Annotated in this window: 20 protein-coding genes; 13 read left to right on the top strand and 7 right to left on the bottom strand. The window is 64.7% G+C overall.

Annotated features, from left to right (window positions below; genetic code table 11):
* Positions 1-493: 493 nt before the first annotated feature.
* Positions 494-1,708 carry a tyrosine--tRNA ligase gene (gene tyrS / locus ACVOMB_RS01105; RefSeq protein WP_481529552.1) on the bottom strand — a complete coding sequence of 405 codons (1,215 nt, stop codon included), beginning with the start codon at positions 1,706-1,708 and terminating at the stop codon, positions 494-496.
* Positions 1,709-1,875: 167 nt separating this feature from the next.
* Between tyrS and ACVOMB_RS01110 the strand changes: the two genes are divergently transcribed.
* On the top strand, positions 1,876-3,333 hold the full coding sequence (locus ACVOMB_RS01110; protein ID WP_481529553.1) for a peptidoglycan DD-metalloendopeptidase family protein: 1,458 nt from the start codon (positions 1,876-1,878) through the stop codon (positions 3,331-3,333).
* A 73-nt stretch (positions 3,334-3,406) separates the two neighbouring features.
* Positions 3,407-4,531 carry an anhydro-N-acetylmuramic acid kinase gene (locus tag ACVOMB_RS01115; RefSeq protein WP_481529554.1) on the top strand — a complete coding sequence of 375 codons (1,125 nt, stop codon included), beginning with the start codon at positions 3,407-3,409 and terminating at the stop codon, positions 4,529-4,531.
* Between the two features lie 173 nt (positions 4,532-4,704).
* On the opposite strand, the gene ACVOMB_RS01120 is transcribed toward ACVOMB_RS01115, so the two are convergent.
* The 3 genes from ACVOMB_RS01120 to ACVOMB_RS01130 all read right to left on the bottom strand — a co-directional run bounded on the left by ACVOMB_RS01120 (position 4,705) and on the right by ACVOMB_RS01130 (position 7,178).
* A complete protein-coding gene (locus tag ACVOMB_RS01120) occupies positions 4,705-4,932 on the bottom strand; it encodes a hypothetical protein (RefSeq protein ID WP_481529555.1) in 228 nt (75 codons plus the stop codon).
* A gap of 81 nt (positions 4,933-5,013) precedes the next feature.
* Complete coding sequence (locus tag ACVOMB_RS01125) at positions 5,014-6,381, bottom strand: AmpG family muropeptide MFS transporter (protein ID WP_481529556.1); 1,368 nt, start codon at positions 6,379-6,381, stop codon at positions 5,014-5,016.
* A complete protein-coding gene (locus ACVOMB_RS01130; RefSeq protein ID WP_481529557.1) occupies positions 6,378-7,178 on the bottom strand; it encodes an exodeoxyribonuclease III in 801 nt (266 codons plus the stop codon). Before ACVOMB_RS01130 ends, ACVOMB_RS01125 begins: the two co-directional genes overlap by 4 nt.
* A 197-nt stretch (positions 7,179-7,375) precedes the next feature.
* Between ACVOMB_RS01130 and pyrE the strand changes: the two genes are divergently transcribed.
* The 8 genes from pyrE (at position 7,376) to ACVOMB_RS01170 (ending at position 17,475) form a co-directional block, all read left to right on the top strand.
* Positions 7,376-8,035: an orotate phosphoribosyltransferase gene (gene pyrE / locus ACVOMB_RS01135; protein ID WP_481529558.1), complete on the top strand. Its 660-nt coding sequence runs from the start codon at positions 7,376-7,378 to the stop codon at positions 8,033-8,035.
* A 15-nt stretch (positions 8,036-8,050) separates the two neighbouring features.
* Positions 8,051-8,749 carry a hypothetical protein gene (locus ACVOMB_RS01140; RefSeq protein WP_481529559.1) on the top strand — a complete coding sequence of 233 codons (699 nt, stop codon included), beginning with the start codon at positions 8,051-8,053 and terminating at the stop codon, positions 8,747-8,749.
* 796 nt (positions 8,750-9,545) lie between these two features.
* Entirely contained in the window at positions 9,546-9,638 is a 93-nt protein-coding gene (locus ACVOMB_RS01145) for a potassium-transporting ATPase subunit F (RefSeq protein ID WP_054660392.1), read from the top strand.
* An 11-nt stretch (positions 9,639-9,649) separates the two neighbouring features.
* Complete coding sequence (gene kdpA / locus ACVOMB_RS01150; RefSeq protein ID WP_481529560.1) at positions 9,650-11,368, top strand: potassium-transporting ATPase subunit KdpA; 1,719 nt, start codon at positions 9,650-9,652, stop codon at positions 11,366-11,368.
* An 8-nt stretch (positions 11,369-11,376) separates the two neighbouring features.
* A complete protein-coding gene (gene kdpB, locus ACVOMB_RS01155) occupies positions 11,377-13,473 on the top strand; it encodes a potassium-transporting ATPase subunit KdpB (protein ID WP_481529561.1) in 2,097 nt (698 codons plus the stop codon).
* Positions 13,474-13,481: 8 nt separating this feature from the next.
* Positions 13,482-14,078, top strand: a complete 597-nt coding sequence (kdpC, locus tag ACVOMB_RS01160) for a potassium-transporting ATPase subunit KdpC (protein ID WP_481529562.1) — start codon at positions 13,482-13,484, stop codon at positions 14,076-14,078.
* A gap of 36 nt (positions 14,079-14,114) precedes the next feature.
* Positions 14,115-16,775, top strand: coding sequence for an ATP-binding protein (locus tag ACVOMB_RS01165; protein ID WP_481529563.1), 2,661 nt, complete (start codon positions 14,115-14,117; stop codon positions 16,773-16,775).
* Positions 16,765-17,475, top strand: coding sequence for a response regulator transcription factor (locus ACVOMB_RS01170; protein WP_481529564.1), 711 nt, complete (start codon positions 16,765-16,767; stop codon positions 17,473-17,475). The genes ACVOMB_RS01165 and ACVOMB_RS01170 overlap by 11 nt, the downstream gene beginning before the upstream one ends.
* Positions 17,476-17,678: 203 nt before the next feature.
* On the opposite strand, the gene ACVOMB_RS01175 is transcribed toward ACVOMB_RS01170, so the two are convergent.
* From ACVOMB_RS01175 to coaBC, 3 genes are read right to left on the bottom strand one after another with little or no spacing between them, the layout of a single operon-like run.
* Positions 17,679-20,030: a phosphomannomutase/phosphoglucomutase gene (locus tag ACVOMB_RS01175; protein ID WP_481529565.1), complete on the bottom strand. Its 2,352-nt coding sequence runs from the start codon at positions 20,028-20,030 to the stop codon at positions 17,679-17,681.
* Between the two features lie 16 nt (positions 20,031-20,046).
* Positions 20,047-20,514 (bottom strand): dUTP diphosphatase, encoded by a 468-nt coding sequence (dut, locus tag ACVOMB_RS01180; RefSeq protein ID WP_296253083.1) that lies wholly within the window; start codon positions 20,512-20,514, stop codon positions 20,047-20,049.
* On the bottom strand, positions 20,511-21,752 hold the full coding sequence (gene coaBC, locus ACVOMB_RS01185; protein ID WP_481529566.1) for a bifunctional phosphopantothenoylcysteine decarboxylase/phosphopantothenate--cysteine ligase CoaBC: 1,242 nt from the start codon (positions 21,750-21,752) through the stop codon (positions 20,511-20,513). The genes dut and coaBC overlap by 4 nt, the downstream gene beginning before the upstream one ends.
* 97 nt (positions 21,753-21,849) lie before the next feature.
* Here coaBC and radC point away from each other — a divergent pair, with 97 nt between their 5' ends.
* The 3 genes from radC (at position 21,850) to ACVOMB_RS01200 (ending at position 25,311) form a co-directional block, all read left to right on the top strand.
* The gene (gene radC / locus ACVOMB_RS01190) at positions 21,850-22,524 is read left to right on the top strand and encodes a RadC family protein (RefSeq protein ID WP_481529663.1); all 675 of its coding nucleotides are present in this window, start codon (positions 21,850-21,852) and stop codon (positions 22,522-22,524) included.
* Between the two features lie 195 nt (positions 22,525-22,719).
* Positions 22,720-24,408 carry an arginine--tRNA ligase gene (gene argS / locus ACVOMB_RS01195; RefSeq protein ID WP_481529567.1) on the top strand — a complete coding sequence of 563 codons (1,689 nt, stop codon included), beginning with the start codon at positions 22,720-22,722 and terminating at the stop codon, positions 24,406-24,408.
* A 21-nt stretch (positions 24,409-24,429) separates the two neighbouring features.
* Complete coding sequence (locus ACVOMB_RS01200) at positions 24,430-25,311, top strand: SPOR domain-containing protein (RefSeq protein WP_481529568.1); 882 nt, start codon at positions 24,430-24,432, stop codon at positions 25,309-25,311.
* Positions 25,312-25,660 lie beyond the last annotated feature (349 nt).

Raw genomic sequence — 25,660 nt, forward strand, 5'->3', positions numbered from 1 at the left:
ATTAAACGTCTGCAAGATGGACAGTCATCCATTCCTGCAGGCGTCCTCACAAGATACCTGCGCATACTGTCAAAGAACTTCGAATCAGGCCTCAGCGCCTTCTTCGTAGGCTGCGACGTTTCCGTCGTAGCGAGCCGCCCATTATATGGGGGCTTTTCTGCTTCGTCAACACCTCATTTCGAGACGGTGACTTCAAGCTTTCCTTCCGCTTGCGCCTCTTGCGAGGCCCCTGCGTCGGGGGAGGTGAAGTATGTGCTTCTTTGCGAGGTTTGTGAAGGGGGTGTTGGAGGTTTTTTCCAACTTTCGTTCATTGGGCCGCTGGAGAAGCCTGGATTGCTTTGCTTACACCTTATTAGTGTGCGGAACCAAGGCTTTCCAGAAGGGCTGATTGGGTTTGCGGTGGCGCTGAAACAACTCCGCTTCGCTCTGCCCTCACCCCAACCCCTCTCCCGCACGCGGGAGAGGGGCTTTGGTCATTTGGAGCCTTGAGCACTTAGGCACTTGCTACCAGCAGGACGCGGGCGAAGGTGCGCTTGCCTACCTGCAGCAGGCCTTCGAAGCCGGGCTGCAGTACGGTCTGGGCATCTTCGACCACTTCGCCGTCCACCTTTACCGCACGCTCCTTGAGCTTGCGTGAGGCTTCGGAGTTGCTCGGGGTCAGGCCGGCAGCGGTCAGCAAGGCGCCGATCCGCAGGCCTTCGGCCGGAATAGCTACTTCCTGCAGCGGCAGCTGGGTGATATCGCCCTGCCCGGTCACTGCGGCATTCCAGCCAGCAATGGCCTGTTCGGCGGCAGCGGCGTCGTGGAAACGGGTGGTCAGCTCGCGCGCCAGGCGCAGCTTGATCTCACGCGGGTTGATGGTGCCGGCCTCGACGTCGACGCGCAGCTGCTTGGTCTCGTCGATGGAGATATCGAAGCTGAGCAGGTCGATCCAGCGCCACATCAAGGTGTCATCCACCTTCATGGTCTTGGTGACCATGTCGATGGCCGGCTCGCTGATGCCAATGTAGTTGTTCAGCGACTTGGACATCTTGTTGACGCCGTCCAGACCTTCCAGCAAGGGCATGGTCAGCACGATCTGCGCTTTCTGGCCGTGGTGCTCCTGCAGGCCGCGGCCCATCAGCAGGTTGAACTTCTGGTCGGTGCCGCCGAGCTCGACGTCCGCTTCCAGTGCCACCGAGTCGTAGCCCTGCACCAGCGGGTAGAGGAATTCGTGGATGGCGATGGACTGCTGGGCGGCGTAGCGCTTGGCGAAATCGTCGCGCTCGAGCATGCGGGCGACGGTGTGCTGGCCGGCCAGACGGATCATGTCGGCCGCAGTCATCTTGCCGAACCACTCGGAATTGAAGCGGACCTCGGTCTTTTCCCGGTCCAGCACCTTGAACACCTGCTCTTCGTAGGTGCGCGCATTGGCCAGCACGTCTTCCTTGCTGAGCGGCTTGCGGGTCAGGCTCTTGCCGGACGGGTCGCCGATCATGCCGGTGAAGTCGCCGATCAGGAAAATGACCTGGTGGCCGAGGTCCTGGAACTGACGCAGCTTGTTCAGCAATACGGTGTGGCCCAGGTGCAGGTCCGGTGCGGTGGGGTCGAAGCCGGCCTTCACACGCAGTGGGCGGCCGCTTTCCAGACGCTGGCGCAGCTCTTCCACTTTGAGGATTTCGTCGGCTCCGCGACCGATCAGGGCAAGGGCTTCATCAATCGAGGACACGCTAAAACTCCCGACTTCGCAGTCAAAAACATGAATGGTGTTAAGTACAAGTTAACCACGTTACCCGATTGAAAAGCCATGCGGCTCAATGGTTTGACGCGGTATTGATAGGTGTCTATGTTACCTGCGTTTGGGCCCGCGATCCGGGTCGACCAGAGAACCGACCGATGTCCCAACCCGATCATGGCTCCGCGCGCAAACAGCGCTTCCAGGAAAGACTCCACGTCCTGCACGACAACGCCCTGCATCGGAAGTTGAAGGAACATCTGCCCGCCGCGTTCAATGAACGCTGGAACCGCCGGCATTGGATCCACGCCAGCCTGTTCCTGACCATCGGTGCGTTGGCGGCGACGATTGTTCCCGGCTTTTCCAACGCCATCGACAGCAACCTGCCGTCATCGCATTCCACGCTTGCCCTGCCCTTGCCGCCGTTGTCTTTGGCGCGGCGCGGTGAAACCCCGGGCGACAGCTGGCAGATCCAGCGGGTTGCACGCGGCCAGACCTTGAGCGACCTGTTCGAGGCCGCTGGCGTGCCGGCCACCACCATGCAGAAGGTGCTTGACCATCCCGGCACCCGCGAGGTGCTGACCAAGCTACGCCCCGGCGCGGAAATCGCCTTCGATCTGCCGGTCAATGGCGCGCTGCGCACGATCCGCTTCGACCGCGATGCCAATCACCGTGTGGAACTGACCCTGCTGGGCGACCAGATCCGCGAAAAGGTCAGCGAGCGTGCCACCAGCACCCGCACCGTGGTGGCCAGCGGTGAAATCACCAGCTCGCTGTACAACGCCGCGCGCAAGGCCGGCCTGTCGCCCTCGGCCATCGCCACGATGACCGATGAAATCTTCAAGTACGACATCGACTTCTCCAAGGACCTGCAGCCGGGCGACCGCTTCAGCGTGGTGATGGACGAGACCTGGCGCGAAGGCGAGCGCATCGACACCAGCAAGATCCTGGCGGCGACCTTCCAGACCGGCGGCAAGACCTATACCGGCTTCCGTTTTGATCGCGGCGGCAAAGAGGAATACTTCGACCTCAATGGTCGTTCGCTGAAGAAGAGCTTCATCCGCTCGCCGATCCAGTTCGCCCGCCTCAGCTCGAACTTCGGCACCCGCCGCCACCCGATCCTGGGCACGATGCGCACCCACAAGGGCGTGGATTACGCCGCGCGCACCGGCACCCCGATCATGGCCGCCGGCGACGCCCGCGTGCAGTTTGCCGGCACCCAACGTGGTTACGGCAACGTGGTGATCCTCGACCACGGCAGCGGCCACACCACGCTGTACGGGCATATGTCGCGACTGGGCACCTACCGTGCCGGCCAGCGCGTGATGCAGGGCCAGGTGATCGGCTATGTGGGCTCCACCGGCATGTCGACCGGGCCGCATCTGCACTACGAATTCCGCGTCAACGGCGTGCACCGCAATCCGCTGTCGGTGACGATGCCGCCGCCGCAGCCGCTGCAGGGGGCGGACTTGGCCGCATTCCGGGCACAGACCGCACCGGCGATGGCGCGCATCCAGGGCATGGAAGAACTGATCTACGCCGATGCTGGCGACAGCAAGAAGCCGGCGGCCACGCAGACTGCAGCGGCAACGCCAGCAGCCGGTGGCAAGCGCGGCTGAGCCGGCGCAACACCGTTGACGACACGGGCAGGGAGCTTGAAGCTTCCCTGCCCGTTTCTTTTTAGCGACCGCCATGACCTCTGTTGATCCGCAGCTGCCGTTGTTTCTTGGCCTGATGTCCGGCACCAGCGCCGATGGCATCGATGCGGCGCTGGTGCAGTTTCCGCTGAGCGGTGGATGCCACTTCGTCCACGGCTACACCCATGCCTGGGATAGCGCTACCCGTGACGCATTGATCGCACTCGGCCAAGGTGGCGAGCCGGCGTCGATGGATGCGCTGGGACAGCTGGATGCCAGCGTTGGTATCGCCTTCGCCAGCGCCGCCAACCAGCTGTTGGCGGAAGCCGGGGTACAGCGCGCGCAGGTGCAGGCGATCGGCTCGCATGGGCAGACCATCCGTCACCGGCCGCTGAGCACCCCGGCGTTCACCTGGCAGATTGGCGATGCCAACCGTATTGCCGAACTGACCGGCATCACCACCGTGGCCGATTTCCGCCGCCGCGATGTGGCCGCAGGCGGACACGGCGCGCCACTGATGCCGGCTTTCCATCTGGCGATGTTGGGCAGCGCCGACGAAGACCGTGCGGTGCTCAATCTCGGCGGCATCGCCAACCTGAGCCTGATTGCCCGCGATGGCACCATCCGCGGTTTTGATACCGGCCCGGCCAATGCCTTGTTGGACGGTTGGTGCCAGCGCCATCTTGGTCATGCATTCGATGCTGGTGGGGCGTTTGCTGCCAGTGGTCGGGTGGATGAAGGTTTGTTGGCGCGATTGTTGGCTGAGCCATGGTTCGCGTTGCCGCCGCCGAAGAGCACGGGCCGTGAGCAGTTCCATCTGGAATGGGTGGAGGCGCAGTTGGGTGCTTCTGCGTTGACGCCTGCAGGTGTGCAGGCCACGTTGCTGGAGCTGACCGCAGCCACGGTGGCTGATGCACTGCTGGCACAGCTGCCGGCTGCGCGACGGGTGCTGGTCTGCGGCGGCGGGGTGCGCAATCCACAGCTGTTGTTGAGGTTGCAGGCGCGGTTGCCAGGCATGCAGATCGGCTCCAGTGCCGAACATGGGCTGGACCCGGATTACATGGAGGCGATGGGTTTTGCGTGGTTGGCGCAGGAAACCCTGGCCGGTCGTCCCGGCAATCTGCCCAGTGTCAGCGGTGCGCGTGGACCGAGGATTCTGGGCGCGATTCATTTGGCCTGAGCCCCCGTTTGTAGGAGCGGTATAAGCCGCGAAGCCGACCCTGCTTCCACGCGACGTGCATACCCAATGCCTGGATTCCTGGGCACAGCGGCCCCGGATCCTTCAGTGGCTTCGCGGCTTACACCGCTCCTACAAACCGCTCCAGCCGAGCATGGCTCGGCTCTACCGTGGTTTCAGATATCGCTGCCGGTCGGTAGGGCCTGCAGGGCCTTGATGGCTTCGGAGAGGACGTCCACTTCGGGATCCTCGAAGCCACCGCGCACATGTTGCTCGCTGGTGAACAACCCTTGTTCCAGCAGCGCCAGACAGGTTTCCTCGCGGGTCCAGCCGCGCGCCACCGACAGGCGACGAATGCGCTCCATCAGCAGCGGATCGATATCCCGCAACACAACATCTGCCATGCTCACTTCCTCAGTAGCAAGGCCGCCCCCTCGGCGCGTCGGGGGCGATCATCCCGCAGCAGGAAGATGCAGGCAACTGCCCTACCCCTCGCGGGCAAGCCGGCGCTGGTGCACGATCAACAATCCGCACAGGATGACGACAGGAATCGCTACCAGCGCAGTGCCGATGAAGAACAGCGCGTAGCCTTCCAACAAGGTGCGGCCCTGCGCCAGAGTCTGCACCGACCAGCCGGAGAATCCTTTCAAGGCTTTACCGGGCATGGCATAGAACGAGCTCAACAAGGCGTACTGGGTCGCGGTATAGCCAATGCTGGTCAGGCTGGACATGTAGGCGATCAGCGCCGTACCGGCAAAGCCGCTGGCGAAATTATCGATCGCCATGGCGATCGCGAAGTGGGTGATGTCCGGGCCTGAATAGGCCAACCAGGCAAATGCCAGGTTCGAACACGGGCCCAACACCGCGCCAACCACCAAGGCCACCAGCATGCCCCAGCGCAGCGCCACCACACCCGCGACGGCGATGCCCACAAAGGTCGCGACCAGACCGATCGAGCCACGCACGGCACCAACGGTCTCCTCGCTCAAGCCGAGATCGACATAGAACGGATTGGCCATCGGCCCCATCACGAAATCGGCCAGACGGTAGAAGCTGATCGCCGCCAGAATCAGCAGCGCGCCACTGCGATGCTCACGTACGAAGGCAACGAACGGCCCGATCACCGCGTCGAACAAGCCGCGCGGCGTCCACAACGGTGCGGACTGTGTTGCCACCGCCAACTGTGCGGGCAACGGCTCACGGGCCATGAACACCGCAACGACACCTACCGCCATCAAACCGGCCATGATTTCGTAGGAAACCTGCCAGCCCACCTTGGCTGCAATCAGCAGAATCAGCGCATCGGTCACCAGCAAGGCCGAGCGATAACCCAGTGCGGATGAAGATGTCAGCAGGCCAAGCTGTTCGCCGTTGTCAGCCGACTCGATGCGCCAGGCATCGATGACGATGTCCTGGGTCGCCGAAGCAAAGGCGACGATCACCGCCATCACCCCGAACACCACAATGTGCTCCCAGGCGACGCCGAGGAAGGTGATCTGGCCACCCTTGGGCTGGATCAGCCCCATGCCAACCAGCCCGACAACAACGATCAGCTGCGACAGCAGCATCCAACCGCGCCTGCGCCCCAACCAGCCAAACAGCGGCGCATTGGTCTTATCAACGATGGGTGCCCACAGGAACTTCAGCGAATATGCCAGGCCGACCCAGGACAGGAAGCCGATGGCATCCAACTGGATGCCTTCCTTGCGCATCCAGAAGCCCAGCGTGTTGCCCACCAGGTACAGCGGCAAGCCCGAGCTGAAACCCAGCAGCAGCATCGCCAGCACCTTGCGCTGGCTCAGATTGGACAATACCCGCTGCCAGGGACGTTGGGGCTTGGCAGCTTCACTCACAGGTCGTAGTCCACAGTGAACGGGGCGTGGTCGGAGAAGCGCTGGCCGGTATAGATCGAACAGCTACGCAGGCGATCACGCAGGCCCGGGGTGACGAACTGGTAGTCGATGCGCCAACCGACGTCGTTGGCGCGGGCCGCGCCGCGGTTGCTCCACCAGGTGTAGTCCTGGCCTTCCGGATGCAGCGCGCGGTAGGCATCGACCCAGCCGCGGCCGTTGGCCGCGTCGGTCAGCTCGGCCTGGTCGGCGCAGAAGCCGTTCATCCAGTCGCGCTCTTCCGGCAGGCAGCCGGAGTTCTTCTGGTTGGATTTCCAGTTCTTGATGTCCAGCGCGCTGCGCACGATGTTCCAGTCGCCGCACAGCACGTAGTCGCGGCCGCTGGCCAGCCATTCGTCCAGGATCGGCTTGAGCCACTCCATCACTTCGAACTTGAAGCCCTGGCGCAGCTCGCCCGAGGACCCGGACGGGATATAGAACGAAACCACGCTGAGGTTGCCGAAGCGTGCCTCGATGTAACGGCCTTCGTCATCGAACGGCGCCCAGCCCAGCGAGGTACGCACTTCATCGGGCTCGCGTCGGCTCCAGATCGCCACGCCGCTATAGCCCTTCTTGGTGATGGCATCACGGTAGAAGCAGTGATGGCCATCCGGGCGGAACAGCGCATCGGTCAGCTGCGACTCCTGCGCCTTGGTCTCCTGGATACAGAGCACGTCGGCCTGCTGGGCCAGAAACCACTCGTTGAAGCCCTTGGTGGTGGCCGAACGGATGCCGTTGGCGTTGAAACTGATGATGCGCATGAAGGACCGCTATTGGGAAAGCTCAAGACCGGCACAGCATACCGCCCGGACCGGGGCGGCCGACAAACCGGGCCTTGGCTTTCTCCTGACAGCGGCTCGGCTCGGGGACCAGCCAGCGCCCGGACCCGCAGCGCAGCAATTGCAAGGGCCATGCTTTACCCTAGGAACCTCAATAGACGATAAGACAGCGTATTTACATGAGTGACCACCGTTCCCGTTTCCTGCAGCTGGCGTTGAATGCCGACGCGCTGCGTTTTGGCCAGTTCACCCTGAAGTCTGGCCGGGTCAGCCCGTATTTCTTCAACGCCGGCCGTTTTGACACCGGTCTGGCGCTGGCACAGCTGGGCAACTGCTACGCCGACGCCATCGATGCCGCCGGTATTGCCTACGACCAGCTGTTCGGCCCGGCCTACAAGGGCATCCCGCTGGCCACCGCCATTGCCTGCGAGTTCTCGCACCGCGGCCGCAACCTGCCGTTGACCTTCAACCGCAAGGAAGCCAAGGACCACGGCGAAGGCGGCACCCTGATCGGCGCCGACATGGCCGGCAAGCGCATCCTGATCGTCGACGACGTGATCACCGCCGGCACCGCCATCCGCGAGGCCCTGGCCATCATCCGCGAAGCCAAGGGCATCCCGGCCGGCATCGTGGTGGCATTGGACCGCCAGGAAATCGCCTCGGAAGATGACCGCCGTTCTGCAGCGCAGGCCGTGTCCGCTGAAACCGGCATCCCGGTGATCGCCGTGGCCAATCTGGCCGATCTGCTTGCATTCGCGTCCGGGAACCCGGAACTTGTCGGTTATCGCGAACCGTTGCTGGCCTACCGTGGCCGCTACGGGAGCAATCCGACAGGCTGATAGCAGGGGGCTGCCATGGTGCCGAATCCGTCCAAAACCGCCACGACGCTGGCGCTGATGCTGGCAGCGCTGGCAATGCCGGCGCTGGCCCAGAACAAGCCGTCCGATCCCGGCAAGAAATTGTATTGCTGGGATGAGGGCGGCAAGCGCATCTGCTCGGACACCTTGCCACCTGAAGCGGTGAACAAGGCGCGCGAGGAATTCAACGCACGCAGCGGCCTGCGTGGTGCGGAAGTGCAGCGCGCGCTCACGGCCGAAGAGCGTGCCGACGCGGCCTTGGCCCAAGCCCAGCAGGAAGTGGACGCAGCGGCGGTTGATACGCGCAAGCGTACCGAGCAGGCGATGCTGTCTACGTATGCCACTGAAGATGATCTGCGCCGTGTGTTCAATGAGCGCACGGCAATTGTCGACAACAACGTCAAGACTGCGGTCTTCAACGTGACCAGCCTGCGTGGCGCCTTGGCCGCACAGCTCACAGCAGCCGGCAACAAAGAGCTGGCCGGGCAGAAGGTGCCCGACAAGCAGGCCGGCGAAATCCGCCAGCGTCACAACGAACTGCTGGCGCAGCTGCGTCTGCAGACCGCGTTTGAGCAGCAGCGGCGGGCGCTGGAAGTTGAGATTGCCGAGAGCCTGGCGCGGTATCGCGAGCTGAAGGGGATTGCTGCGCCAGCAGCGACCGCACCTGCTGCCAGCACAGAGCCTGCCAAGAGCTGAAGGCGGTAGGTAGTGCCGAGCCATGCTCGGCAAGGCTTTCCCGATAAATTGTCGGCTGTAGTGCCGAGCCATGCTCGGCAGGGCTTTCCCGATAAATTGTCGGCTGTAGTGCCGAGCCATGCTCGGCAGGAGCTTTCCCAGCAAATTGTCGGATTGAAAAAAAGCGGCCTTCGGGCCGCTTTTTTGTTTAAAAGCTTCCCCTCATCCGCCCTCCGGGCACCTTCTCCCGCAGGCGGGAGAAGGAATTGGCTCACTGCGGCTGCATGTCCGCGAGTTGCTGGAAGTCCACGGGCGGCTGAAAGTCCGCGAGCCGAAGCAGAGCTAACCGCAAGCCACGAACGCCGTCCCTTCTTCTCCCGCCCACGGGAGAATGGATTGGCTCCCTGCGGCTGCATGTCCGCGAGTTGCTGGAAGTCCACGGCCGGCTGAAAGTCCGCGAGCCGAAGCAGAGCTAACCGCAAGCCACGAACGCCGTCCCTTCTCCCGCCCGCGGGAGAAGGTGCCCGGAGGGCGGATGAGGGGCCTTCTGCCTTCTGCCTTCTGCCTTCTGCTTTGGCTTTGGCTTTGGCTTTGGCTTTGGCATTGCTTCCAAATCCCCCACCCAAACTCACTTTTTACGCGCCTTTTACGCCTACCCCGCTTCACTGGCGTCGATCGTTTACGCCCCTCGGGAGGACGATAGCGGCCTGATCGGGGTGATCAGACTTGTCGTTCGCGCCTGCCTGCCGCCCTACCCGTCCACTGACGCGCGTTCCGGCAGCCCCGGCCGCGTCCTGATCGTAATTCGAGGTTTCCCATGCCCGGCTGGCTTGCTCTGTTGTGTGGCGTAGTGGTGCTGATCGCCGCTGCCTACCTGTTGTACGCGGTCCTTCGACCCGAATCGTTCTGAGGAGTGCCGTCGTGACTGAAGCCATCATCCTCATTCTGGCCAGCCTGGCGCTGGCCTGGCCGCTCGGCCTGTACCTGGCGCGGCTGATGCGCGGTACGCCGATGCGTATCGACATCCTCTTCAACTGGATCGAAAAGCCGCTTTACCGCGTGCTCGGCGTTGATCCCAACCACTCCATGTCCTGGCGTGGCTATGTGGTCGCGTTCCTGATCAGCAACCTGGTGTTGGCGGTGCTGACCCTGGCGGTGTTCATGACCCAGGCCTGGTTGCCGTTGAACCCGGACAACATCCCCAACATGCGTTGGGATACCGCGTTCCACACCATGGTGTCGTTCCTGACCAACACCAACCAACAGCATTACAGCGGCCAGACGCAGCTGTCCTACTTCTCGCAGATGACCGGCATCACCGGCCTGCAGGTGATCACCCCGATGATGGGCCTGGCACTTGCGGTGGCAACCCTGCGCGCCTTGTTCATGAAACCGGCGACAAGTGACACCGGCAATGCCCCGGTGCGCGTCACCGTAGGCAACTACTACGCCGACGTGGTGCGCCTGTGCCTGCGCTTCCTGCTGCCGCTGTGCCTGGTATGGACGCTGCTGCTGAGTTGGCAGGGCGTGCCTTCCACGCTGGCTGGTGGCCCGCAGGCGACGCCGATCGATGCCAGTGCCGGCATGGAAACGCAGAAGATCCCGCTCGGCCCGGTCGCGGCGATGGTCGCGGCCAAGCAGCTCGGCGCCAATGGCGGCGGCTGGTACGGCCCGAACAGCGCCTTCCCGCTGGAAAACCCGACCCCACTGTCCAATGCCTTGGAGCTGATCGGCATCCTGCTGATCCCGATGTCCATCATCTGCATGCTTGGCGCCTTCACTGGCCGGCGTCGCTTTGGTGCCTTGGTATTCGGCTGCATGCTGACCATGTCGGTGCTGTCCACCAGCGCCAGCCTGTGGTTGGAAGGTCATAGCGCCAGCGCTGCCAGCCCCTTGCTGATGGAGGGCAAGGAAGCCCGGTTCGGTGCCGATGGCACCGCACTGTGGTCGTCCATCACCACCCAGGTGCAGAACGGCTCGGTCAACGGCATGCATGATTCACTGAGCCCGCTCGGCGGCATGATGCCCATGGTCAACATGTTGATCAGCGCCATCTGGGGCGGCATCGGCTGCGGCATCCAGCAGTTCCTGGTCTATCTGATGATGGCGGTGTTCCTGGCCGGCTTGATGACCGGACGCACGCCCGAACTGCTCGGTCGCAAGCTGGAAACGCCGCAGGTGCGCCTGCTCGCAGTACTGGTGTTGCTGCAACCGATCACCCTGCTCGGCCTGACCGCGCTGACCCTGGCCATCCCCGGCCTGGCTGGCACCTCCAACCCCGGTTTCCATGGCATCAGCCAGGTGTTCTACGAGTTCACGTCGGCCTATGCCAACAACGGCTCGGGCTTTGAGGGGCTGGCTGACAGCACCTTGTGGTGGAACCTGAGCTGTGCGCTGGTGTTGGTCTTGGGTCGCTTCCCGATCCTGATCATCCCGCTGATCATCGCCACGCAGCTGGCCGCTAAACGGCAGGTGCCGCAAAGCGCCGGCAGCCTGCAGATTGAAACCCCGACCTTCGCATTGACGCTTATCTGCGTGGTCATTGTCCTTACCGTGCTGCAGTTCCTGCCAGCGCTGGTGCTTGGCCCGGTGGCCGAACACCTCAGCCTGCTGGCCCTGCAGGGAGCCCCCTCACCGTGAACGCCCCCATGAACCGCTCCGCTTCTCCTGCGGCATCGCGCCGCCCCGCCCTGCTCGATGCGGCTGGCCTGCGCCGTGCCCTGCTCGATTCAGTACGCAAGCTGTCGCCGTTGCACCTGCTGCACAACCCGGTGATGGCGGTGGTGATGGTCGGCACCGTGCTGGCGCTGATCGTCACCCTCAGCGGCAATGCGCCGATGGGCTTCGGCCTGGCCGTCACCGCGATCCTGCTGGTGACGGTGCTGTTCGGCAATTTCGCCGAAGCCGTGGCCGAGGCGCGTGGCCGTGGCCAGGCCGCGTCGCTGCGACGTGCACGTCAGGACCTGGTCGCACGGCGTGTCGCCACGCCGCTGCAGGGTGCTGCCGAAAGCCGCGTGCCTGCTGCCGAGCTGCGCCCGGGTGAGTACGTGATCGTCAGTGCCGGCGAGTTCGTGCCGGCTGATGGCGAGATCGTGCGCGGCCTGGCCACCATCAATGAGGCTGCGGTTACCGGCGAATCAGCACCGGTACTGCGCGAGGCCGACACCGACCGCTCCGGCGTGATCGGCGGCACCAAGGTGCTGTCCGATGAGATCGTGGTGCGGGTCAGCGCCGAGCCGGGCCACAGCTTCCTCGATCGCATGATCGCGCTGGTGGAAGGCGCGAACCGGCAGAAGACGCCGAACGAGATCGCGCTGACCCTGTTGCTGGCGGCGATGTCGCTGACCTTCCTGGTGGTGGTGGCAACGCTGCCGGCGATTGCAGGCTTTGTCGGCGTCAAAGTCGATCCACTGCTGCTGATCGCGCTGCTGGTGTGCCTGATCCCGACCACCATCGGCGGCCTGCTGCCGGCCATCGGCATCGCCGGCATGAACCGTGCGCTGTCGGCCAATGTGCTGGCCAAATCCGGCAAGGCAGTGGAAGTAGCCGGCGACGTGGATGTGCTGCTGCTGGACAAGACCGGCACCATCACCTACGGCGACCGTCAGGCCACGCACTTCCATCCGCTGGCCGGCATCGACGCTGCACAGCTGCGTGAAGCATCGCTGCTGTCCTCGCTGGCCGACCCTACACCGGAAGGCAAATCCATCGTGCGTCTGGCCCGCGAGCAGGGATGCACCACCGCCGAGCCGGACCACGTTCATGCGGATCCCTCCGCAAAAGCCCGCACATCCATGTGCGGGGTTCTAAATTATCTAGCCTTCACCGCGCAAACCCGCATGTCCGGTGTCGACCTCGACAATGGCCGCAGCATCCGCAAGGGCGCTGGCGATGCCATCACCGCGCATGTACTGGCGCTGGGCGGCACGGTGCCGAACGAGCTGCAGGCACGCGTGGACCAGGTCGCCCGTGGCGGCGCCACGCCGCTGGTGGTCAGCGAAGGCCGGCATGTGCTCGGTGTGGTGGAGCTGGCCGACGTGGTCAAGCACGGCATGCGCGAGAAGTTCGCGCAGCTGCGGGCGATGGGTATCCGCACGGTGATGATCACCGGCGACAACCCGCTTACCGCCGCCGCCATCGCCGCCGAAGCCGGTGTCGATGACTACATCGCCCAAGCACGGCCGGAAGACAAGCTGGCACGTATCCGTGCCGAGCAGGCCGGTGGTCGGCTGGTGGCAATGGTCGGCGACGGTACCAACGATGCGCCGGCACTGGCCCAGGCCGATATTGGCCTGGCGATGAACTCCGGTACACAGGCCGCCAAAGAGGCCGGCAACATGGTCGATCTGGACTCGGATCCGGCCAAGTTGCTGGCGGTGGTGGAAGTGGGCAAGCAGCAGTTGATCACCCGCGGCGCACTGACCACCTTCTCACTGGCCAATGACGTCTCCAAGTACTTCGCGATCCTGCCGGCGCTGTTCGCCGCCAGCATCCCGTCGATGGCGGCCTTGAACGTGATGCAGCTGTCGAGCCCGCGTAATGCGGTGCTGGCAGCGCTGATCTTCAATGCGCTGGTGATCCCGGCCTTGATTCCGCTCGCTTTGCGTGGCGTGCGCTTCCGTCCGGCCACTGCCACCACATTGCTGCGCAGGAACATGCTGGTGTACGGCTTGGGCGGCGTGCTGCTGCCATTTGCGGCCATCAAGGCCATCGACCTTCTGCTTGCTCTGGTATTTGGCGCATGAACACCTCAATGAACTCTTCCCGTCGTTCCGGTAACCCGCTGTGGCGGCCGGCCATAGGTCTGTCACTGTTCGGCCTTCTCGGCACCGGTCTGGTCTATGCGGTGTTGGCGACCGGCATCTCCGGCTCACTGTTTCCGGCGCAGGCCGACGGCAGCCTGATCCGCGATGCCGACGGCCAAGTGCGTGGCTCGCTGTATCTGGCGCAGCCGTTCACTGGCGATGGCTACTTCCAGACCCGTCCTTCGGCCGCCAACTACGATCCGATGGCCGCAGCCGGCAGCAACATGGCGCGCAGCAATCCGGACCTGATCAAGCGCGTGAGCGAAGCTACGGCTGCTGTTGCAGCGCGCGAAAAGATCGATCCGGCCAAGGTGCCGGGCGATCTGGTCACGCAGTCGGCCAGCGGCCTGGACCCGGAGCTGTCACCGGCTGCGGTGCAGGTGCAGGTGGCACGCGTAGCCGCTGCACGCGGCTGGTCGGAAGCGCGCGTGCAGTCGCTGGTTGATGCACAGTTGCAGGACCGCCAATGGGGCGTGTTCGGGCAGCCACGCATCAACGTGATTGCCCTCAACCGGGCCTTGGATCAGGCCGCGCATGCGCCCTGATGCGGGACGCGCCTGCAACAGCGCACAATCGTGGCCATGAACGACTCCCGTAGCCGCCAGGCCGATGCCTTGGCCGAGGCCCTGCAACGCGACGCCGGCGGCAAACTGACCGTATTCCTTGGCGCTGCGCCGGGCGTGGGCAAGACCTTCAGCATGCTCACCCGCGCCCAGGAACAACTACGGCGTGGTGTGGATGTGATGGCGGCCGTGGTTGAAACCCACGGCCGCAGCGATACCGCCGCCCTGCTCGAAGGCCTGCCGCGCATTGCAATGTGCGCACTGGAGTACCACGGCCATCAGCTGCAGGAGATGGATCTGGACGCTGTGCTGGCACGCAAGCCGGCGCTGGTACTGGTGGATGAGCTAGCCCATCGCAATGCCCCCGGCAGCCGTCACGAACGGCGCTGGCAGGACGTGATGGAACTGCTCGATGCCGGTATCGACGTGTGGACCACGATCAACATCCAGCATCTGGAAAGCCTCAACGATGTGGTGATGCGCATCACCGGCGTGCGCGTCAGCGAGACCGTGCCCGATGTGGTGTTCGACCGCCTGCACGACATCGTGCTGGTCGACCTGCCACCGCGCGAGCTGATCGAACGCCTGCAGCAAGGCAAGGTCTACGTACCGGAGCAGGCAGCGCAGGCATTGCAGGCGTTCTTCTCGCCGGCCAACCTCACTGCCTTGCGCGAACTGGCGATGCAGGAAGCTGCCGATCGCGTCGACAGCAGCCTGCGCGAGACCCGCGCCGCACGCGGCGAAGGCAATCTACCACTGCGCCGTCGGGTGGTGGTCGCCATCGATGGCGGTGGCCAGAGCGAATACCTGGTGCGGGTGGCGCGGCGCATCGCCGAGCGCCGCGATGCACCGTGGACGGTGGTGACCGTGCAGCACCGTCGCCACGACGAGGCTACCCGCCGCGAGATCGACGATGCGTTCGCATTGGCACGGCGACTGGGCGGCGATGCCGAACTGCTGCACGGGCCGGGCATCGCCGATGCGCTGCTCGATTACGCCGCGCACAACGCAGTGTCATCACTGCTGCTGGGCCGTACCCGCGAACGACCATTGGCACGCTTGTTCAACCAGACCCTGACCCAGCAGCTGATCCAGCGCGGCGCGCATTACGAAATCACCATCATCAGCACCCCGCAGGCGCGCGCCAACGCGCGTCGTTTCGGTCTGTCGCTGGCACCGGACAGCTGGGGCAAGGATGCAACGACGGCGGTACTCGCCACCGCCGGTGCCTGCCTGGCGGCATGGCTGGGCGAGCAATGGATAGGCTTGAGCGATCTGGCGATGGTGTTCATCGTCGCAGTGGTACTGGTGGCCGCAAGAACCCGCATGAGTGCGGCGGTACTGGCAGCGACGCTGTGCTTCCTGGCGTACAACTTCTTCTTCATCGCACCTCGCTTCACCTTTGCGATCAGCGCACGGCAAGGCGTGATCACCGTCTTCCTGTTCCTCGCCGCCGCATTGGTTGCAGGCCGCCTGGCATCGCGCCTGCGCATGCAGGTGGTGGCGCTGCGCGCGGCCAATCGCCATGCCAATGTGCGCCAGACCCTGGGCCGGCAACTGGTCGGTGCCACCGACAACGCCCAGGTCGGCCACGCCGGCCGCGTTGCCTTGGAGCAGGCGCTGGATGCACCGGCGTGGGTGCGGCTGGGCAATGACACCAGCACCAGCGGCACCGCTGCACCGGGCGACACCGATCTGGCAGCGGCCGATTGGGCGCTGCGTCATGGGCAACCGGCCGGCCGCTTCACCGATACGCTGGCCGGTGCCGGCTGGTGGTTCCTGCCGTTGCTCGACGGCGAGGCACACGCAATCGGCGTTGCCGGCCTGCGCTTCGATCACCAACATCCACGGCTGGCCCCGGAGCAACGCCAGCTGGTGGAAGCGATGGCCGACGACATCGCCCAGGCGGCATTGCGCACGCGTCTGGTGGCCGATCTGGAAACCGCACATCTACACAACGAAACCGAGCGGCTTAGATCCGCCCTGTTGTCCTCGGTCTCACACGACCTGCGCTCACCGCTGGCGGCGATGATCGGCTCAGCCGACAGCCTGTCCAATTACGCCGATGCGATGGATGCCGGCGACCGCCGTGCCCTGCTCGATACCATCGTGGTCGAGGGCGAGCGGCTGGACCGCTACATCCAGAACCTGCTGGACATGACCCGACTCGGCCACGACGGACTCAAGCTCAACCGCGACTGGATAGGCGTGGACGAGCTGATCGGCTCGGCCGCACGGCGCCTGCAGCGCTACCAACCGGGCGTACGCCTGCAGCTGGATATTCCGGCCGACATGGCACCGATCTGGGTGCACCCGGCGCTGGTCGAGCAGGCGGTGTTCAACGTGATGGAAAACGCCGCCAAGTTCTCGCCACCCGGGGTGCCGGTGGAGGTGCGCGCGCGCCAGCAGGCCAACGAGCTGCGCATCGAGGTGATCGACGCCGGCCCGGGCATTCCCGATGCCGAGCGTTCGCGCATCTTCGACATGTTCTACAGCGTGGAGCGCGGCGACCGCGGCCGCCAAGGCACCGGTCTGGGCCTGACCATCTGCCAGGGCATGATCGGCGCACACGGTGGCAGCGTTGAAGCGCTGCCGGGACGTGACGGACGCGGTACCCTGATCCGCATGACCCTGCCCCTGCTCCAGCCGCACCCCGAGAGCCCGCACGATGATGGCTGACGCGCCGGCCATTCCGCCGCCGCGCGTGCTGGTGGTTGATGACGAAGTACAGATCCGGCGCTTTCTGGATATCTCTTTGCGCGCGCAAGGCTATGCGGTCAGCCAAGCCGCCAACGGCGCCGAAGGCCTGCAGCGGCTGGCCGAGGACGGTGCCGATCTGGTGGTGCTGGATATCGGCCTGCCCGACATGGAAGGCCACGACGTGCTGGCCGAACTGCGGCAATGGAGCCAGGTGCCGGTGATCATGCTCAGCGTGCGCGCCGGCGAAGCCGAGAAAGTGCGCGCCTTGGACAACGGCGCCAACGACTATGTGACCAAGCCGTTCGGCACCCAGGAATTGATGGCGCGGGTACGTGCCTTGCTGCGCAGTCGCAGCACCGACAGCGAAGGTCAGGTGCCGGTGTTTGATGACGGCCGTCTGCATATCGATCTGTCGCGCCGCGATGTACGCGTGGATGGCGAAGCGATTGCACTGACCCGCAAGGAATACGCGCTGCTGGCCTTGTTGCTGCGCAATGCCGGGCGAGTGGTGACCCAGCCGCAGATCCTGCAGGAAATCTGGGGGCCAACGCATCGGCATGACACGCATTACCTGCGCATCCTGGTGGGGCGGCTGCGGCACAAGCTGGGCGATTCGGCGCTGGAATCGCGCTATCTGTTTACCGAGCCGGGGGTTGGTTTGCGGTTTGGTGGGGCGTGAAGTGATGCGGGCCGGTTGTGGTTGTGGGAGCGGCGTCAGCCGCGAAGCTACCGAAACAACCGCCGCCAGCTAATCTCGAATTGCAGCCCGTCTAGAACTGAGGCAGCAGTGGCTTCGCGGCTGACGCCGCTCTCACAAAACCAAAAACAAAAAGGCCGCCCGCGTAATTCGTGGACGGCCCTTCGTTCAACAGCATCAACCAATCAGAAACCCAGTTCGGTCCCCGCCGGCAACACCTGCAGCAACTGCTCGCGGAACACAGCCTTGATCCGCTCCAGCGCCGCTTCATCATTGGCCTCGAAGCGCAGCACCAGCACCGGTGTAGTGTTGGAGGCACGCACCAGACCCCAGCCATCGCTGAAGTCGGCACGCAGGCCATCAATCGTGGAAATGCGCGCGCCCGCAAACGGCGAGTCCTCAACCTGCGCTGCCGCCACGATCAAGGCCACCTGCGCATGCTGGGTGCCCTCTTCCACCGCTACCTTCAACTCCGGCGTGGAGATCGCATCCGGCAACTCGTTCAATACCTCGGACGGTTCTTCATCACGCTGCGCCAGGATCTCCAGCAGGCGTGCCGCCGCATACAGGCCATCATCAAAGCCGTACCAGCGTTCCTTGAAGAAGAAGTGGCCGCTCATCTCGCCGGCCAGCTCGGCATCGGTCTCGCGCATCTTGGCCTTGACCAGCGAATGCCCGGTCTTCCACATCATCGGGCTGCCGCCGTTGCGCAGGATGTAGTCCGACAACTTGCCCGTGCACTTGACGTCGTAGATGACCATCGCGCCGGGGTTGCGGGCCAGCACGTCGGCGGCGAACAACATCAGCAGGCGGTCGGCAAAGATGATCTTGCCGTCCTTGGTAACCACACCCAAGCGGTCGCCATCGCCGTCGAAGGCCACACCGAGGTCCGCGTCGAAGCGCTTGACCATCTGCACCAGGTCTTCGAGGTTGTGCGGGTCGCTGGGGTCTGGATGGTGGTTGGGGAAGTTGCCGTCCACCTCGCAGTACAGCGGAATCACCTCGGCACCAATGGCTTCCAGCAACTGCGGTGCCACCGCACCAGCAACGCCGTTGCCGGCATCGGCAACTATCTTGAGTGGGCGGTCCAGCTGCACGTCATCGGCAATGCGCTGCACGTAGTCATCGATGACTTCGCGCTGCTGCAGGCTGCCTTCGTTGTCGGCATGCTGCAGGCGGCCTTCCTGGATGCGCTTGTACAGATCGGTGATGGCATCACCAGACAGCGTCTCGCCACCGATGACGATCTTGAAGCCGTTGTAGTCCGGCGGATTGTGGCTGCCAGTGACCGCAACGCAGCTGCCGGCACGCAGGTGGTAGCTGGCGAAATACACCACCGGAGTCGGCGCCATGCCGATGTCGATCACGTCGCAGCCGGCGCGGCGCAGGCCGGTGATCAAGGCATCGACCAGCTCCGGCCCGGACAGCCGGCCGTCGCGGCCCACCACCACATCGCGCAGGCCCTGGGCCTGCATTTCGCTGCCGATGGCCTGGCCAATCAGAGTGGCGACACTGGCGTTCAACTCGGTGCCAAGCACGCCACGGATGTCGTAAGCGCGGAAGATGACCGGCAATACCGCGTCGGCTCCCGGTTCAACCCGCGCCTGCGGCACATCATCAGCGCGCGCATTGGCCGAAACCGGCAACGGCTGCGGGTCCTGCTCCAGCGCTTCCTGCAAGGTCAGGCCACCATCTTCGGCTTGAACGGTGTTCTTGCGCAGGACCGAAAGATTCGCCAAACGCTTGCGTCCCAACAGCAACAGCAAAGCGATGGCCAGCAGTAACAGCGCCACGATGGCACTGGCAATCACCCCAAGGCCCATCAAACCTGTGTTGGCATCGGGCAGCTCGGCCACAACGCGCAGACCGGTGTCGCCGACCGGACGCGCCAGTGCATCGGCGCTGTTGCCCAGGTTGGTTGCGCCTTTCTGGACGATGGTAAAACCGCCCTGACGCAGCCCGAGGAAGGCACTGCTCGGCGAATCAACGCCATCAAACACGGAGGTCAGCCGGGTCAACGGCTGGCGGATGTAGATCACCGCCGGCTTGCCTTGCAGCAGCACCGGTGCGGCCAGGCCCAGTCGCGGGCTGCCGCCATCGCGAACCACCAGTGCCACCGGCTGGCCGGTGGCCATGGCCTGTTCCAGCAGTGCCAGCCGCGAGTAGCCGAACGTCGCCGGATCGACATAGGCCTCGGCCAGACCGGCGTCGAGTACCTGCGCGTCTTCCACGCCGGTCCACTTGTCACGTACCGCCAAGGCGACGGCGGCTGCATCGCCACTGGCCAGGGCGGCTTTGACCGGCTCAAGCGCCAGCTGCTTGCCAAACTGCGTGGTCTGCGCGGTCAATGCCTGTTGCACACCGGCAACGGCCTGATCGCGGGATTGCTCAAGCCCGGCACTGGTACCGGACTGCATCCATTGATCTACCGCGCCCCAGCCGAACCAGCCGGCCAACAACAGCAGCAGTACCGCCAGCAGTGGCGTTGATCGACCCAGCGCGGGACCTGGTCGCCCGTTCTCATTGCCTTGGCTCATCGTGCGTTTCCCCCTGTCAGCGCACCCCGGTGTGGCCGAATCCACCCGTTCCACGTGCACTGTCGATGAAAGTATCTACTACCTGCAACGTCACGCGTGCAATCGGCATTACCACCAACTGCGCGATCCGGTCGCCCGGTTCGATGGTGAATGCGTCACGGCCGCGGTTCCATACGCTGATCAGCAACGGCCCCTGATAATCGGCATCGATCAAGCCCGTGCCATTTCCCAACACGATACCGTGCCGATGGCCCAGCCCGGAGCGTGGCAGAACCACCGCGCACAGGCCAGGATCGGCGATATGGATCGCGATGCCGCTGGGCAGCAGCGCCGCATCACCCGGTTCCAGCGTCAACGGCGCTTCGGTCGCCGCGCGCAGGTCCATGCCGGCGCTGGCCTCGGTGGCGTAAGCCGGCAACGGCCAGCTGTCACCGAAGCGCGGGTCCAGCAACTTCACCTGCAAGGGCTGCAGTCCATTACTCATGCGTCCAACCTCTCGGCAATCAAATCCAGTAATTGTTCGGCCAGCTGGGTCTTGGCGGTGCCCGGGAACTCGCGCAGGCCGCCGTCCCAGTAGGCCACGGCCGCGTTCTGATCACTCTCAAAGCCGTTGCCGGCAATGCCGACCTGGTTGGCGATGATCAGATCCAGATGCTTGTCGGCCAGCTTGCCGCGCGCGTACTTCTCCACATCGTGGGTTTCAGCGGCAAAGCCCACCACCAGCTTCAGAGCCTGCTCGTGCACCGCCACTTCGGCGAGGATGTCGGCGGTACGCACCAGTTCCAGGGTCAGGGTCTGGGTGCCGGCGGTCTTCTTCAGCTTCTGCGGTGAGACCTGGCGCGGGGTGTAATCGGCCACCGCGGCGGCACCGATGTAGATATCCGCCGGCAAAGCGCCGAGCACGGCATCGCGCATCTGCGCAGCCGAGCGCACATCGATGCGCTGCACGCCAACCGGGGTGGCCAGCTGCACCGGGCCGCTGACCAGCACCACCTGCGCGCCCTGACGGGCGGCGGCGGCGGCCAGGGCATAGCCCATCTTGCCGCTGCTGCGGTTGCCGACGTAACGCACCGGGTCCAGATCTTCGTAGGTGGGACCAGCACTGATCAGCACACGCATGCCATTCAAACGGCCCGGCTTGACCGGTGCCTGCGGTGCCTGGTTGCCGGCGAGCGCAGCAATGATGGTCGGTGCTTCACTGACCCGGCCCGGGCCGGATTCGCCCTCGGCCAGCGGGCCGTCTTCCGGCCCGATCACCTGCACGCCGCGCTCGCGCAGCACTGTCATGTTGGCCTGGGTGGCCGGGTGCAGCCACATGCGGTGGTTCATTGCCGGGCACACGGTCAACGGCGCAGTACTGGCCAGACACAGCGTGGTCACCAGATCGTCGGCATTGCCATGCGCCAGTCGCGCGAGCAGATCGGCAGTGGCCGGGGCGATGACGATGCGGTCGGCCCAGCGCGCCAGTTCGATATGGCCCATGGCCTGCTCGGCGGCACTGTCCCACAGCGTGGTGCGGGTGGGATGGCCGGACAGCGCCTGGAAGCTCAGGGGAGTGACGAACTGCTGCGCACCAGCCGTCATCGCCACCTGCACGGTGGCGCCGGCATCACGCAGGCGACGCACCAGCTCCAGCGACTTGTACGCAGCGATGCCGCCGCCTACGCATAGCAGCAGCTTCTGTCCTTCCAAGGGGCGGGAAGTGGGGGAAACGCTGGTCACGGATGGGGATTCCTAGGTACAGAAGAAGGGTTAGCTTAACCGAAGGCTTTGTTACGCCTGATCCAGTTTTTGGCAAATGGCGGTGAATCTGCCACTCATGCATATCCGTGATTGGCCCAGCGCTGAACGCCCGCGCGAAAGATTATTGGCGCGCGGCGCGGCCGCACTTTCCGATGCTGAACTGCTGGCGATCTTCCTCGGTTCGGGCCTGCGCGGGCGTGATGCGGTGCAGACCGCGCGCGAACTGCTGCAGGCGCACGGCCCCTTGCGGGCACTGCTGGACCGCAGCGCTCCGCAACTGGCCAAGCTGCCCGGGCTGGGCCCGGCCCGTGCCTGCCAGCTCAGCGCCTCGCTGGAACTGGGCCGGCGCCATCTGGCCGCCGAGCTGGAACGCGGCGATGCACTGACCGACCCGGCCGCCGCCGGCCGCTACTTCGCCCAGCGCCTGCGCCACCGGCCGCAGGAAGTATTCGCGGCGCTGTTTCTGGACAACCGGCATCGGGCTTTGGCCTTTGAAGAGTTATCCACAGGGACGGTAGACAGCGCCGAGGTACATCCGCGTGAAGTCGTGCGCCAGGCCTTGGCACACAACGCTGCGGCGGTGATCGTCGGCCACAATCACCCGTCCGGGAATCCTGAACCGTCGGCGGCCGACCGCGCCATCACCACGCGCCTGCAGCAGGCTTTGGCGCTGGTGGACATCCGCCTGCTCGACCATTTCGTGATCGGCGACGGCGCACCGGTGTCGCTGGCCGCGCGTGGCTGGGTCTGAACGCCTCAGCCTGAATCACTCCACCCGCCCCCGACTCCCCGATACCGCCCGGCCCAGGACGGAATGCCCCATGCCTGCTGGCCGCCGCGGTCTTTCCGTTTTTTTGACATTGCTGACCCCAGCGGGCAGCTCGCGGGCGGCGGTGACGCAGGTCAGGTAAAATGGTCAGTTCCGCGCTCCAAGCAGAATAGTCACGTGAAAGCCCAACTCCGCGCCCTCATCGGCCAAGGCATCGAAGCCTTGCGCGCCAACGGCACTTTGCCTGCCGACACCCTGCCGCCGGATTTCGTGGTCGAACGACCCAAGACCCGCGAACACGGTGATTTCGCCACCAACGCCGCGATGCTGCTGGCCAAGGCCGCGCGCAGCAATCCGCGCGCCGTTGCGCAGGCGCTGCTTGCCGCGTTGCCGGCCAGCGACGACATCGTCAGTGTCGAGATCGCCGGCCCTGGCTTCATCAATTTCAAACTCTCGCCGGTGGCTTACCAGCGCGAAGTGGTCAGCGTGCTCAAGGAAGCCGAAGACTACGGCCGCAACCTGAGCGGCAACGGCCGCAGCGTCGGCGTCGAATACGTGTCGGCCAACCCGACCGGTCCGCTGCATGTCGGCCACGGCCGCGCTGGTGTGATCGGCGATTGCATCGCCCGCGTGCTGGAAGTCAACGGTTGGAACGCCAAGCGCGAGTTCTATTACAACGACGCCGGCGTGCAGATCGAAAACCTGGCCAAGTCGGTGCAGGCACGTGCGCGCGGCTTCAAGCCGGGCGACGAGCAGTGGCCGGCCGAAGCCTATAACGGCGACTACATCGGCGACGTGGCCAAGGCCTACCTGCTGGGTGAAACCGTGGACCTGGAAGGCAGCCAGATCGTCGGCGCCAAGGATGCCGAGAACCTGGAAGAAGTGCGCCGCTTTGCGGTGGCCTATCTGCGCAACGAGCAGAACCTGGACCTGGCTGCATTCGGCGTGGATTTCGACATCTACTTCCTGGAAAGCTCGCTGTACAAGGACGGCAAGGTTGCCGAGACCGTGCAGCAGCTGATCAGCTCCGGCCACACCTATGAGGAAGGCGGCGCGCTGTGGCTGCGCTCCACCGACTTTGGTGACGACAAGGACCGCGTGATGCGCAAGTCCGACGGCACCTACACCTACTTCCTGCCGGACGTGGCCTATCACCTGAGCAAGTGGCAGCGCGGTTACGAACGCGCCATCACCGAACTGGGCGCCGACCACCACGGCTCGCTGGCGCGCGTGCGCGCTGGCCTGCAGGCGCTGGACCTGGGCATTCCCAAGGGCTGGCCGGAATACGTGCTGCACCAGATGGTGACGGTGATGCGCGGCGGCGAGGAAGTGAAGCTGTCCAAGCGTGCCGGCAGCTACCTGACCCTGCGCGACCTGATCGAGGAAGTGGGCAGCGATGCGGTGCGTTGGTTCCTGATCGCGCGCAAGCCCGATTCGCAGCTGACCTTCGACATCGACCTGGCCCGCCAGCAGAGCAGCGACAACCCGGTGTTCTACGTGCAGTACGCGCATGCCCGCGTCTGCTCGCTGCTGCGCCAGGCGCAGGAAAAGGGCCTGGACTACAAGCAGGCCGAAGGTCTGGCCGCGCTGTCGCGTCTGGGCGACGACGCCTCGCTGGAACTGATGAACGAAATCTCGCGCTACCCGGAAGTGGTGGAAGCGGCCGGCATCGCGCTGGAACCGCATCAGGTCGCGCAGTACCTGCGTGAATTGGCACACGCTTTCCACACGTGGTATCACGGCACCCCCGTGCTGGTGGATGATGCCGCTGAGCGCAACGCCAAACTCACCTTGGCCAGCGCTGCACGGCAGACCCTGGCCAATGGCCTGAACATCCTGGGCGTCAGTGCCCCGGAAAAGATGTAAACACCTGGAGACGCAGTAGACATGGCAGCACGACGCGGCAAAACCCAAGCCCGGCGCAACAACGACAATGGCACGCCCGGCTGGGTGTGGCTGGTTGCCGGCGTGGCGATTGCGGCGGTGGTGTTCCTGGCGGCGCCGAACCTGTTCAAGAAGGACGGCGACGGTTTTCTGCGCGTAGGCCCGCAGCCCAACCCCGACGCCCAGCCGGCACCGGTTGCTGATGCCGACGTCGACGCCGGTGTGGAATCGAACAAGCCAGCCACGCCTGCCGGTGCCAAGCCGGAGGAGAAGCCAGCCACCCAGTACGACTTCTACACCCTGCTGCCAGGCACCGAAGTACAGATGTCAGATGCCGAGTTGGCCGCCAGTGCCAAGGCCGAGGAACAGCGCCGTGCTGCTGCAGCGCGCGCGACTGCGGCAGCAACGCCGGCCACCCCGCCGACCGATGCCCAGCGCGCGCAGGCTGCACTGGAAGGGCGCCCGTTGCCGGCACCGGTGAGCGAGCCCGCTCGCCAGCCGGCACCGATCAGCGAAACCGCCGCCCGCCCGGCACAGGTTGCCAGCGTTACTCCGGCAGCTACGGCCACGGCTCCCAAGCCGGCGCCTGCCGCGGCAACTCCTGCTCCGGCTGCGACTGTTGCAACTGCCGCACCGGCAGCAGCGACCGAGAACGTTCGCTACATCCTGCAGGCAGGTGCGTTTGGTGCTTCGGGGGATGCCGAGTCGACCAAGGCCAAGCTGGCGATGATGGGTTTGGCAGCGCGGGTGGAATCGGCGCAGATCAACGGCAACACCGTGTACCGCGTGCGCATGGGCCCGTACGGCACCGCCAGCGAACTGGCCGAAGCCAAGGCCAAGCTCAACGGCACCGGCTTGCAGGCTATGGCGATCAAGGCGCAGTAACACCGCTGAAGGCGGTGTTACCCCAAAGTTTGCTTTGCAAACTTTGGGCCCCTTGCCCGTCTTCTCCACAACCCTGCGCCTGTCGGCGCGCCCCCTTTACTCAAGGGGGCTGTTGCGACTGACAGATCACCCGGAAAGCTTTTGGCATTCGAGCCCTGACATCGATTGATGTTGGGGCTTTTTTGTTTTTCTGCTGTCGCCCGGGTAAGAACCGCGTACCCGGGGCTTTACCTGCGAGTGCCGGGGCGCGTGGATTTTCTGCACCATTTGCACTCTTGCGAAGAGCAAGAGCACCCCTCCCCAACCCTCCCCTGCGCCTGGGCGCAAGGGAGGGAGCGAAGTGCAGCTG

Source organism: Stenotrophomonas sp. STEN018 (assembly GCF_056760235.1).